The following is an 11,691-nucleotide window of genomic DNA, read 5'->3' as shown; positions in this document are numbered from 1 at the left end:
GGACGTCGTCGGCCGCGTCGTTGGCGTCGTCGGCCGCGTCGGCGGTCCGGGCTGCGGTCTCATGGTCGGCCACGTCGGCAGGTCGTGCCGCCACGTCGTCGACCGCGTGCGGCGTCACGTCCTCGGCCGCGTGAGCAGCGACGACGTCGGCCGCATCCAGCACGGCGTCCTCGTGGGCGGCGTCCGCCTCGACGGCGTCCGGGAAGCGGTGACCGGCGGCCCGGCGGGCGGACCACCCGGCGATCTGCAACGCGGCGGCGTCCCGCGGGCGGGCGAGCAGCACGTACGACAGCCCCCAGGCCGCGAAGGCGGACCCGACCACGAGCAGCCAGCTGCCGAGGCCGGCCCAGAGGCCCAGCCCGAAGCACACAGCGAAGAGGCCAAGCCTCAGGACGGAATAGATCACGATCGGCACAGGTCCAGGTTAGGGGCGGCGCGTCCGCGCTGCGGACACTTACTGTTAAGGCATGCGCAACTTCGGGGTCCTGCTACTCGTCGGGCTGGTCGTCTACACGGTCGTCGATGTCACGCGCAGCGAGCGTGCGGAGCGTTTCGGGATCCCGCAGGCGATCTGGATCATCCTGATCCTGCTGTTTCCGCTCGTCGGCTCGGTCGCCTGGCTCGCCCTGAGCCGGTCGGCGCGCAACCACCCGGATCGCCCCCCGCGCGACGGCGGTGGCGGCGCCGGGCGCCGCTCCCCGTCCCCGGCACCCAAGCTCGGCCCCGACGACGACCCGGAGTTCCTCTGGCGCCTCGAGCAGCGCCAGCGCGAAGCCAGGCGCAACAACACGGCGAAACCCGACCCCGACGACGGCGGCACCGACCAGGACCCCGCCGGCCCCCGCGGCACAACCCCCTAACCGCCCGCACGCCCAGGGCCCGAAGGCCGGGACGCCCGACAGACTGCGCACATCGGTGCGGACTGCGCACTTCGGATGTCCGCAGCCTGCACGGTTGTACGCAGTCTGCGGGCTGCGACCCTCGCCCGCCCGAAGGCTCGCTGACTGTGAGCCGTGGGGCGCGGATCGGACCCGGTACTCACTGGCTCGCCGCTCGAGGGCGCCCCACGCGGCCGACGGGCGCGCGACGGCGTCGTTTGCCGCAGACTGCGCACATCCGTCTCGACTGCGCACATCGGATGTCCGCAGCCTGCCCCGATGTGCGCAGTCTGCGGACGGACGGCTGGTGACGGCCCCGCCGCGCGGCCGCGCACGTGCCGCACTGCGACCGACCGGGCGGGAGCCGACCGGGCGGGTCAGAGGCCGGAGTAGGTGTGTTTGCCGGTGAAGAAGAGGTTGACGATGGTGAAGTTGGCCAGGACGCAGGCGTAGCCGACCAGGACGAACAGCGCGGCACGGCGTTCGGCCCAGCCTCTGGTGCTGCGGGCGTGCAGGTAGCTCGCGTAGACGACCCAGACGACGAAGCTCCAGACCTCCTTCGGGTCCCAGCCCCAGTACCGGCCCCAGGCGTGCTCGGCCCAGATGGCGCCGGCGATGACGGTGAAGGTCCACAGCACGAAGCCGACCGCGTTGAGCCGGAAGGACAGCGCCTCGAGCTCGGTCGAGCGCGGGACCGTCTCGAGCCAGCGCCAGCCACTGCGGTTCAGGACCGCAGACCCGCGCTCGCGCGAACCCTTGAGCAGCTGGAGCACGCTCGCCGCGAACGCGACCGTGAACACGCCCGTCGCGGTGATCGCGACGCCGACGTGGATGACGATCCAGTACGTCTGCAACGCGGGCTGGACGCCCTCGGCCTTGATGAAGAACACGCTCAGCGCGAGGCCGAGCGAGAGCACGGTGAGTCCGGTGACGGCCACGCCCAGGAAGGGCAAGTCGCGCCGGGCCAGCACGACAAGCAGCACGATGATGGCGACCATCGAGCCGACCACTGCGAACTCGTACATGTTGGCCCACGGGGTACGGCCCGCGGCGATGCCGCGCAGCACGACGGCGGCGATGTGCATCGCGAGCGCGAGCATCGTCGTCGAGCGGGCGATGCCGCGGGCCTTGGAGTGCCGCCGGGGCAGCGCGCTGCCGGAGGCTCCGGTCCGTGCCGGTCCGGTGTTCGCCGGCCGCTCGTCCAGACCGGTCCGCTCGGGTGCGAGCGTCGCGGTGCGCGCAGCGCCCGCGCCCGCGCCCGCGCCCGCGCCGACCATCCCGGCGGTCGGCTCTGCACCGCGCCCGGCGCGCCTGACCGCGCTGCCGGCCTGCTCGGCCAGCCGCGCGAGGTCGATCGAGTACGCGATCAGCGCGACGGTGTAGACCGTCGCCGCACTCCACACCAGCTTCGTGCTCAGGTCGCCCAGCTCTACCAGGGTCATCGGCCCGCCTCCGGTCCTGTCAATGCGTCGTCCTGCAGGTCATCGTCGCGAAAATCCGCTGTCACAGCATCCTCTACTTCACCCGGGTTCGCGTCCGGGTCCGCATCCCGGTCCGCGTCCGGGAGCGCCGCCATGACCCGGTCCAGCTCGGCCTGCAGCCCGAGGTCGTCCCCCCGGGCGAGCGCGGCCGCGGTGATCGTGGTGCGACCGGCGCCGTCGGGCACGGCCCGGACCCAGATCCGGCGCCGCGGCGTGAACAACGACGTCGCGAGGCCCGCGAGCGCGGTCAGGGCGAAGAGCAGCACGAACGCGAGCGTGGGGTCGTGCCGCAGGTCGAGCGCGACGTACCTCGGCAGGGCGTCGAACGAGATCGTGCCGAGGCCGTCCGGCAGCTTCGTGGTCTGGCCCGGGCGCACGTACAGCGTGACCGGCACGCCCTTCGCGTTGACCTCCTGCTTCATGCCCTTCTCGTCCAGCTGGTACGCGTTCTGCGGGACGCCGGTGTCCAGGCCGAGGTCGCCGGTCCACACCGAGAGCACCAGCAGCGGCGAGTTGGGCTGCGGGTTCACCGAGCGCCACAGGTTCGGGCCGGTCTCGACCGCCGTCGGGAGCAGGAAGCCGACGACGCCGATCTGCTTGCCGCTCGACACGTCGGGCACCTTGACGACGCCGCGCGAGGTGTACACCTGGTCGGCGGGCAGGAACGGCACGGGTCCGGCGAAGGCGACGTTCCCTGCGGCGTCGTGCACCGTGACGTCCGGCGCGTAGCCGTTGCCCTGCAGGTAGATCTTCGCCCCGTCGACGTCGAGCGGGTGGTTCACCTTGATCGACTCCGGACGTTCGGTGCCGTCCGGCTCGCGCACCGTGACGTCGGCGCGGAAGTACCGCGCGGCGAGGGACTCGGGGTCGAACCGCGCCGCGAACTTGTCGAGGGTGAGAGTGAACGGGGTCAGGCTCGCGGGGTCGAAGCCGGTGCCGCTCTCGAAGGTGTTGTAGTCGACGACGGCGTTCGCGAAGCCGCGGTCCTGCACGACGATCGCCTGACCCCGGTAGTGCAAGAACTGGCCGGCGCCGACCGTGACGAGCAGGCCGAGCAGCGCGAGGTGGAACACGAGGTTGCCCGTCTCGCGCACGTACCCGCGCTCGGCGGCGGCGGTCCAGGTCCCCTCGCCGTCGCCGACGGGCGGCTTCTCCTCGCGCACGTCGACCCGGAACCGCGGCAGCCAGCGCCAACGACCGCGTAGCGCGAGCGCGGCCGCGTCGACGACGGCGCGCGGGCCGGCCGGCGTCGTCGCGGCGGCGCGCGCCGGGAACCGGTCGAACCGGCGCGGGGTGCGCGGCGGGCGGGCCCAGACGGCGCTCAGGTGCGCGCGGGTGCGCGGCACGATGCAGCCGACCAGCGACACGAACAGCAGCAGGTAGATCGCCGAGAACCACACGGAGGAGTAGACGTCGAACGCGCCGATCCGGTCGAGCCAGACGCCGGTGCTCGGGTGGTCGGACAGGTAGGCGGCGACCTTCGCGGGGTCGACGGGCCGCTGCGGCAGCACGGACCCGGGCACGGCGGCCACCGCGAGCAGCATCAGCAGCATGAGCGCGACGCGCATGCTCATGAGCTGGCGCCACACGAAGCGCAGCGTGCCCACGAAGCCGAGCTTGGGCAGGACCGGCGCCTCGCTCTCGGGCGTGGGCGCGTGGCTGAAGGAGTCGTCGATGCCCTCGGGGCGGTAGGAGCTCATCAGACCACCGGCTCGAAGCCGCCGATGAGGCCCTGCAACGACTGCGTCCAGGTACCCCACAGGCCGCTCACCAGAGCCAGTCCGATCACGATCAGCATTGCGCCTCCGAGCCGTGAGATGCCGAGCCGGTGCCGGCGCACGAACGCGAGCACCCGCGCGCTGCGCTGGAACCCGAGCGCGATGAGCAGGAACGGCAGGCCGAGGCCCATGCAGTACGCGACCGACAGCAGCGCGCCGCGCGCGGCTGAGCCGCCGTCGAGCGACAGGGCGATGACCGCCGCGAGGGTCGGGCCGATGCACGGCGCCCAGCCGAGCCCGAACACGATGCCGAGCACGGGCGCGCCCCACAGCCCGGCGGTCGGGCTCGCGTGCAGGCGCCGGTCCTGCTGGAGGAACGGGATGAAGCCGGCGAACGCGATGCCCATCAGGATCACGACGACGCCGAGCACACGGCTGATCGGGCCCCCGAAGCGCCCGAGCTCGGCGCCGAGCGAGCCGGCCAGGGTGCCCAGCGAGACGAACACGACGGTGAACCCGGCGATGAACAGCGCGACGCCGAGCAGCAGCCGGCTGCGGCCGGCGGCGCCCGTCCGACCGGCGCCGCGCGTCCCGCGAGAGCTGCGCGAACTCGCGACGCCGGGGCTCCTCGCTCCGGCGCGACCGGTCTGCGACCGTGCGTCACCCGAGCTTGCGCTACCCGTCCGGGCGCCACCCGACCGGGCGTACGGCTGACCCACCACGGCACCGCTCATCCCGCCGAGGTAGCCGAGGTACCCGGGCACGAGCGGCAGCACGCACGGCGACGCGAACGAGACCAGGCCGGCGACCAGCGCGACCGGGACCGCCAGCAGCATCGAGCCGGAGAACGCGGCCGTCCCGAAGGTGCTCCCGAGGTCGCCGAGGACCCCCATGGACACGGCGCTCACGACCCGGGGCTCGTCGGCATCGGCTCCGCGAGCACGTCGTCGACCAGCGCCCGCAGCGTGGAGCGGTCGGCGAGGCCGAGGATGCGGGCGGCGACCCGGCCGTCGCGGTCGAGCACGACCGTCGTCGGCACGGCCTGCACGGGCACCGCGCCCTGCAGGGCCGCGATCGCGCGGCCGTCGGCGTCCTCGATCGTGGGGTACGGCACCTTGAAGGTCCGCTCGAACGCCTGCGCGGCACCGGCTGCGTCCGTGCCGTTGATGCCGACGAAGCGCACGCCCTTGCCTGCGTAGCCGGTTGCGAGCGCCACCAGGTCGGGGGCCTCCTTGCGGCACGGCGGGCAGGCCGCGTACCAGGTGTTGAGCACGACGACGCCGCCACGTGAGCCGGCGAGGTCGACGACCTTGCCCTCGTAGTCGGTGCCGTCCAGCGCGACCGGGTCGCCGCGGTCGTTCGCGGGCCAGGTCTTCGTGCTGCCGTCACCCGACTGGTACCCCTGGTCGACGGTGTCGTTGCTGCCGTTCGTCCCGCCCGCGCAGCCCGCGAGGAGGGCGAGGGACGCCACGGCCAGCCCGGCGAGCACTCGCCTGGCGATCCCAGTCACGCCCCGGCCACCGCGGAAGCACCCGGGAGCAGGTCGGCGGCGGGCTCGGTGTAGTGGATCCCGGTGAGCCGCTCGTCGTCGAAGTGCAGGGAGGTGAGCGACGCGAGCGAGCACTCCCGGTGCCGCGGGTCGTGCCACAGCCGGCGCTCGGACAGCGCGAGCCGGGTCACCCAGATCGGCAGCTGGTGGCTGACCAGCAGCGCCTCGTGCCCGCTCGCGAGGTCGCGAGCGGCGCCGACCGCCGCGAGCACCCGGTCCGCCTGCTGGCGGTACGGCTCGCCCCAGGACGGGCGGAACGGGTTGCGCAGCAGCGGCCAGAGCTTGGGGTGCTTCAGGGAACCGTCGCCGACTCCGAAGGTCAGCCCCTCGAACTGGTTCTCGGCCTCGAGCAGCCGCTCGTCGGGCTTGATCTCGAGCCCGAGGGCGGCCGCGATGGGCGCCGCAGTCTCTTGGGCACGCTGCAGCGGCGAGGCGACGAGCACCGTGATGTCGCGGTCCGCGACATGCCGCGCGACGCGGTCGGCCATGGCGCGGCCGAGGTCCGACAGCCCGTAGCCGGGCAGCCGTCCGTACAGCACGCCCGCCGGGTTGTGGACCTCGCCGTGCCGCAGGAGATGAATAGTGGTCTGGGCCATGCGCACAGTGTCGCAAACGTGGCTGAGTGCTCAGGCCAGCCCGACGGGGCGCGCCGGTGTGAGATGGACCGGTGTTACCTGGCCTTCTGCGGCGCACGCAGCCCGTCGCGCACCGCACCCATCGCGTCCCCGAGCGCGCGGAGCTGGTCGTCGGTGAGCACGTCCACCACGGCGGCGCGGACAGCCTCGACGTGGCCGGGGGCGGCCTGCACGAGCCAGGCGAGGCCGGCGTCGGTCATCCGGCAGTTCACGCCGCGGCCGTCGGCCTCGCACGCGAAGCGCTCGACGAAGCCGCGCGCCTCCATCCGGTGGATCGTGTGCGTGATCCGGCTGCGCGAGTGCGCGAGTTCGGCGGCGATCAGCGACATCCGTAGTGTGCGATCCGGGGCCTCGGAGAGCCGCACGAGCAGCTCGTACTCGGTCGACGCGAGATCGGCGTCCCGCTCGAGCTGGCGACCGAGGGCCTCGCTGAGGAGCGCGGCGCCCTCGACGTAGGCGCGCCAGTGCCGCTGCTGCTCGGCGGAGAGCCAACGAGGGGTGGTGACGGACTGCGTCGACATCTGGGGTACCTGCTCTGGACTCGTCTCGAACCGACAGATCCTGTTCTAGCACCCGTCGGGCTTGCGTTCTGCTCCTCACTATAGTAGAAATATCAACTAACAAGAACTTGCGTGTTCAGGCATCAGCAGGGTTCGCCCCGGATCCACGACACGCGCCGAACCGATTCAAGGAGATCCACATGACCGTCACCACGCTTCCCACCGAGCTCGTCGCCGGCACCTGGGCCGCTGACCCGTCGCACAGCGAGGCCGGCTTCACGGTCCGCCACGCCGGCATCTCCAAGGTCCGCGGCTTCGTCGGCATCACCGAGGGCACCATCACGGTCGGGGAGAACCTCACCGCCTCGGCCGTCACCGCCACGCTCGACGCCACGTCGATCAACACGCGCGACGCCGGTCGCGACGGGCACCTCCAGGGCGCCGACTTCTTCGACGTCGAGAACTTCCCGGTCTGGACCTTCGCGTCCACGTCGGTCGAGGGCTCCGGTGCCGAGGGCGTCGTCACCGGCGACCTCACGATCCACGGCGTGACCCGCCCGGTCGCCCTGAACGTCGAGTTCAACGGCACCGCGACGGACGTCTACGGCAATCTCCGCGCCGGCTTCTCCGCCAACACGGAGATCTCGCGCAAGGACTTCGGCCTGACCTGGAACGCGGCGCTCGAGGCCGGCGGCGTCATGGTCGGCGACAAGGTCAAGATCAACCTCGAGATCTCGGCCATCAAGGCGGCCTGAGCTCGCCCCTGAACCACCCGCACGACCCGCAGATTCACCCGCAACGTCCGAGCGTTGACGTCCTATAGGACGTCAACGCTCGGACGTTGCTGTGTTTGGCGGCGGGTCAGCCGGTGAGCTCGGACTTTCTGCGGTCATGGAACGCCAGGATCTGCAGCTCCGAACCGAGGTCGACCGAGCGCAGGTCCACCTCGGGCGGCACCCGCAGCGCGCGCGGGGCGAAGTTCAGGATCCCGCTCACCCCGGCCGCGATCACGGCGTCGCACACGTCCTGCGCGACCTCGGCCGGCGTCGAGATCACCGCGATCGTCGCGGCGCCCTCGGCGATGACCTGCGCGAGCCGCTCGGCGGGCTGCACCTCCAGGCCGGCGACGGTCGTGCCGACCACCCGCGGATCGGCGTCGACCAGGCCGACGACGGCGAAGTCGCGTCCGGCGAGGCCCGAGTAGTTGGCCAGCGCATGGCCCAGGTGCCCGATCCCGACGATCACGACGCCGCGCCGGCTCGTCAGCCCGAGCACGACCGTCAGCCGCCGGCTCAGGTGCTCGACGTCGTAGCCCACCCCGCGGGTGCCGTGCGAGCCCAGGCAGGACAGGTCCTTGCGCAGCTGGGCCGAGCCGACGCCGGCGGCGGCCGCGAGCGTGCGCGAGGAGACCGTGCCGACGCCGTCGGCCGCGAGCACCGCCAGGGCCCGCAGGTATCCGGGTAGGCGCCCGACCGTTGCGGGCGGCACCCGCCGCGCGACCGACCCGTCGGCGGCGGGCCGCACGACCGCGCTCATCGCGGGGTCCGCAGGGCCGTGGCCAGCCGGTCGGGGTCGATGCGCCAGAACCCGCGCTGGATCCCGTCGACCAGGACGACCGGCACCTGCTCGCCGTACTCGCGCTCGAGCACACCGCCGTCGTCGGCCGCGTCGACGTCGATCTCGATCCAGCCCGCCCCCGCCGTGGCCGCCGCGTCAGCGACGACCAGGCGCGCCTCGTCACACAGGTGGCAGCCGCTGCGGCCGTACAGAACAACCCGCGCCGCGTCGTCAGTCATGAGCCAACACTAGGCGCCGTCGATAGAGTGGAGCAGTGCCCGAGCTATCGACTGCCGAAGCCGGCACCCCCGTACCCGCGAGGACGACGGCCGCCTTCTTCGACGTGGACAACACGATCATCCGCGGGGCAAGCGCGTTCCATCTCGCGATGGGCCTGCATCGGCGCGGGTTCTTCCGCTACCGCGACCTCGTGCGGGCGTTCGCGCACAACATGCGCTACCAGCTGCTCGGTGAGAACAAGGACCAGATCGACGAGATCCGGTCCCGCGCGCTGAGCATCATGAAGGGACACTCGGTCGCCGAGGTGGTCGCCATCGGCGAGGAGGTCTACGACCAGGTCCTCGAGCTGCGGATCTATCCCGGCACGCGCCAGCTGCTCGACGACCACCTCGCGGCCGGCCGCGAGGTCTGGCTGGTGACCGCGACACCGGTCGAGATCGGCAACCTCATCGCGCGCCGACTGGGCGCGACGGGGTGCCTCGGCACGGTCGCCGAGCACAAGGACGGGTTCTACACCGGCCGGCTCGTGGGCGCCCTGGTGCACGGCGAGGCCAAGGCGAGCGCGGTCCGCGAGCTGGCGGAACGCGAGGGCATCGACCTGAACGCCTCCTACGCCTACGGTGACTCCGCGAACGACGTGCCGATCCTGTCCACCGTCGGCCACCCGTGCGCGATCAACCCCGATCCGCGCCTGCGCAGGCACGCCCAGGTTGCCGGCTGGCCGGTGCGGGAGTTCCGCGGCCGGCGCCGGGCCGCGAAGAAGGGCATCAACGCCGCCAGCTGGGCGGGCCTGGCCTGGGTGGTCGGCCTGGTCCTGCGCTCGATCGGCCGCTCCTTTCGCGGCTGAGCCGAGCCCGCCCGACCCGCCGAGGTAGTACCCCCGCGCCGAGGTAGAGCCGTGCAGGGCTCTATCTCGCGTGGGCGGTACTACCTCGGCGGGCGCTTCGGGGGGACCGGCGGGGTCAGGAGAGGCGGAGCATGGTCCAGGAGACCGGGGGGAGCTCGACGCGGAGGCGGTCGCCCTCGCGCTTGACGTCGGTGTTCTCCCTCGGGACCAGCGTGGTCTCGTCGTCGACGGAGGCGTGCGCGTGCGGGTCGGGGTTCGCGAGCGTCAGGCACTCCTCGAGCTCGATCGCGCCGAGCGCCCGCAGGTCGACGTCGAGCACGAGCGACTCGGTGAGCGAACGGTTCACGGCGAACACGGCGACCGCCCCGGTCTTCGGATCACGCGTCGCGACGGCGTCCACGAGCGGGGTGCTGCCGAATTTCGCGGTCTGCGTCGCGGGGCTGGCGAGCTCGACCCGGAGCACGTCCCCCACGGCCCACCTCGAGGTGAGCGCGAACGGATGGAACGTCGTCTGGCGCCAGATGCGCCCGCCCGGCTCGGTCATGATCGGCGCGATGACGTTCACCAGCTGGGCGAGGCTCGCCGACCGCACCCGGTCGGAGTGCCGCAGCAGCGAGATCAACAGGTTCCCGACGACGACGGCGTCGGCCACGTTGTAGTGGTCCTCGAGCAGCGCCGGCGCGACCGGCCAAGAGCCGTCGGTCGGCAGGACGGAGGCGGCGGCACCGGTGTACCAGACGTTCCACTCGTCGAACGAGATGTGGATGCGCTTGGTGAGCTTCTTGGCCGCGCGCACCGCGTCCGCCGTCGCGACGACGTCCTCGATGAACCGGTCCATGTCGATCGCCGAGCCGAGGAAGCTCGCGAGGTCGCCGTCCTCCTCGTGGTAGTAGGCGTGCGCCGAGATGAGGTCGACCTGCTCGTAGGCCTCCGCGAGCACGGTCGCCTCCCAGGTGCCGAACGTCGGCATCCCCGAGCCGGAGCTGCCGCACACGACGAGCTCGAGGTCCGGGTCGATCATCCGCATCGCACGCGCGGTCTCGGTCGCGAGCCGCGCGTACTCGGTCGCGGTCTTGTGGCCCGTCTGCCAGGGGCCGTCCATCTCGTTACCCAGGCACCACATGCGCACGTTGTGCGGGGCCTGCGACCCGTTGGCGCGCCGCAGGTCGGAGAAGTGCGTCCCGGAGGCGACGTTGCAGTACTCGAGCAGGTCGAGGGCCTCCTGGACCCCCCGCGTGCCGAGGTTGACCGCGATCATCGGCTCGACGTCGGCCGCGCGGCACCACGTGATGAACTCGTCCACCCCGACCGTGTTCGGCTCGGTGCTGTGCCAGGCCAGGTCCAGGCGCGCCGGGCGCTTCGCCACCGGCCCGACGCCGTCCTCCCAGCGGTAGCCGGAGACGAAGTTCCCGCCGGGGTAGCGCACGGTCGAGACGCCCAGCTCGCGGGTGAGGTCGACGACGTCGCCTCGGAAACCGTCTGCGTCGGCAGTCGGGTGTCCCGGGTCGTGGATCCCCGTGTACACGCAGCGCCCGAGGTGCTCGATGAACGACCCGAACGTCCGTCGTCGCACCGGCGCGACCGTGAACGCGGGATCAAGGGTGAGGGAAGCGGTCAGCATGCGGGGTGTCCTCCTGGATGTACATCGTTGTACTACGCCACGATCCCGGACGACCGATCCCCCGTCAACCCCCTGCCGACCCCACGACACCCGCCCCTCCCCCCGACGCGTCAGCGCGAGCGCGTTCCCTGGGGCGCGCAGCGGCTGACACATCCGGGTCACCGGAACCTGTCAGCGCGAGCGCGGTCCCTGGGGCGCGCAGCGGCTGACACGTCGGGGTGGCGGGGCCGTGGTGGGGGTCAGCGGGTCAGTTGGGTGTTGGGGAGGGGGCGGCGGTGGACTCTCGGGGGACGACCCGGTAGTCGGTGATGATCTCCTCGAACGGGCGCGCCCGGTCGGCGATGCGCGCGGTCAGCAGGTCCACCGCGGTGCGCGCGATCTGCTGCCGGCCCGGGGCCACGCTCGACAGCGACGGCGAGGAGTAGCGCGCGTCGTCGACGTCGTCGAACCCGATGATCGCGACGTCCTGCGGCACCCGCACCCCGCGGGCGAGCAGGACCCGCAGCGCGCCGAGCGCGAGGGCGTCGTTGAGCGCGAAGACGGCGTCGAACGGGGTCCCGGACTCGAGCAGCCGCTGCATCGTCTCGGCGCCCGTCACGCGGTGCCAAGCGTCCGTCGGCCACACGAGCGCCGGGTCGAGCGGCAGGCCGGCCTCGGCGAGGGCG

Annotated in this window: 14 protein-coding genes; 3 read left to right on the top strand and 11 right to left on the bottom strand. The window is 72.4% G+C overall.

The annotated features are described in order from the left end of the window. A partial coding sequence (locus tag VIM26_RS25775; RefSeq protein WP_331956189.1) for a DUF4229 domain-containing protein occupies window positions 1-415 on the bottom strand: 415 nt, incomplete at its 3' end. 52 nt (window positions 416-467) lie between these two features. Between VIM26_RS25775 and VIM26_RS25770 the strand changes: the two genes are divergently transcribed. Further along, entirely contained in the window at window positions 468-860 is a 393-nt protein-coding gene (locus tag VIM26_RS25770) for a PLD nuclease N-terminal domain-containing protein (RefSeq protein ID WP_331956188.1), read from the top strand. Window positions 861-1,255: 395 nt separating this feature from the next. Here the strand turns inward: VIM26_RS25770 and ccsB are convergent, their stop codons facing one another. From ccsB to VIM26_RS25740, 6 genes are all read right to left on the bottom strand, one after another. Then, window positions 1,256-2,320: a c-type cytochrome biogenesis protein CcsB gene (ccsB, locus tag VIM26_RS25765; RefSeq protein ID WP_331956187.1), complete on the bottom strand. Its 1,065-nt coding sequence runs from the start codon at window positions 2,318-2,320 to the stop codon at window positions 1,256-1,258. Then, window positions 2,317-4,059 carry a cytochrome c biogenesis protein ResB gene (resB, locus tag VIM26_RS25760; protein WP_331956186.1) on the bottom strand — a complete coding sequence of 581 codons (1,743 nt, stop codon included), beginning with the start codon at window positions 4,057-4,059 and terminating at the stop codon, window positions 2,317-2,319. The genes ccsB and resB overlap by 4 nt, the downstream gene beginning before the upstream one ends. After that, window positions 4,059-4,970, bottom strand: a complete 912-nt coding sequence (locus VIM26_RS25755) for a cytochrome c biogenesis CcdA family protein (RefSeq protein WP_331956190.1) — start codon at window positions 4,968-4,970, stop codon at window positions 4,059-4,061. Before VIM26_RS25755 ends, resB begins: the two co-directional genes overlap by 1 nt. A gap of 11 nt (window positions 4,971-4,981) precedes the next feature. Beyond that, window positions 4,982-5,587, bottom strand: a complete 606-nt coding sequence (locus VIM26_RS25750) for a TlpA disulfide reductase family protein (RefSeq protein WP_331956185.1) — start codon at window positions 5,585-5,587, stop codon at window positions 4,982-4,984. Continuing rightward, entirely contained in the window at window positions 5,584-6,222 is a 639-nt protein-coding gene (locus tag VIM26_RS25745; RefSeq protein ID WP_331956184.1) for a histidine phosphatase family protein, read from the bottom strand. Before VIM26_RS25745 ends, VIM26_RS25750 begins: the two co-directional genes overlap by 4 nt. 74 nt (window positions 6,223-6,296) lie before the next feature. After that, complete coding sequence (locus VIM26_RS25740) at window positions 6,297-6,782, bottom strand: MarR family winged helix-turn-helix transcriptional regulator (protein WP_331956183.1); 486 nt, start codon at window positions 6,780-6,782, stop codon at window positions 6,297-6,299. Window positions 6,783-6,961: 179 nt separating this feature from the next. Here VIM26_RS25740 and VIM26_RS25735 point away from each other — a divergent pair, with 179 nt between their 5' ends. Beyond that, complete coding sequence (locus VIM26_RS25735; RefSeq protein WP_331956182.1) at window positions 6,962-7,516, top strand: YceI family protein; 555 nt, start codon at window positions 6,962-6,964, stop codon at window positions 7,514-7,516. 106 nt (window positions 7,517-7,622) lie between these two features. Here the strand turns inward: VIM26_RS25735 and VIM26_RS25730 are convergent, their stop codons facing one another. Both VIM26_RS25730 and VIM26_RS25725 read right to left on the bottom strand, forming a co-directional pair. Continuing rightward, window positions 7,623-8,297 (bottom strand): redox-sensing transcriptional repressor Rex, encoded by a 675-nt coding sequence (locus tag VIM26_RS25730; protein ID WP_331956181.1) that lies wholly within the window; start codon window positions 8,295-8,297, stop codon window positions 7,623-7,625. Further along, complete coding sequence (locus VIM26_RS25725) at window positions 8,294-8,557, bottom strand: glutaredoxin family protein (RefSeq protein ID WP_331956180.1); 264 nt, start codon at window positions 8,555-8,557, stop codon at window positions 8,294-8,296. Before VIM26_RS25725 ends, VIM26_RS25730 begins: the two co-directional genes overlap by 4 nt. Before the next feature lie 35 nt (window positions 8,558-8,592). On the opposite strand from VIM26_RS25725, the gene VIM26_RS25720 reads away from it, so the two are divergent. Further along, the gene (locus VIM26_RS25720; protein ID WP_331956179.1) at window positions 8,593-9,405 is read left to right on the top strand and encodes an HAD-IB family hydrolase; all 813 of its coding nucleotides are present in this window, start codon (window positions 8,593-8,595) and stop codon (window positions 9,403-9,405) included. 115 nt (window positions 9,406-9,520) lie between these two features. Here VIM26_RS25720 and VIM26_RS25715 read toward each other — a convergent pair whose 3' ends face one another. Together VIM26_RS25715 and VIM26_RS25710 are read right to left on the bottom strand one after the other, a co-directional pair. After that, window positions 9,521-11,026, bottom strand: coding sequence for an alpha-N-arabinofuranosidase (locus VIM26_RS25715; RefSeq protein ID WP_331956178.1), 1,506 nt, complete (start codon window positions 11,024-11,026; stop codon window positions 9,521-9,523). A 247-nt stretch (window positions 11,027-11,273) separates the two neighbouring features. Further along, window positions 11,274-11,691: substrate-binding domain-containing protein (locus VIM26_RS25710; protein WP_331956177.1), on the bottom strand; the 418-nt coding region annotated here is incomplete at its 5' end.

Origin of the sequence: Pengzhenrongella sp., assembly GCF_036565025.1 — a bacterium.
GTDB lineage: Bacteria > Actinomycetota > Actinomycetes > Actinomycetales > Cellulomonadaceae > Pengzhenrongella.
This window is presented reverse-complemented; position numbering and strand designations above follow the sequence as displayed.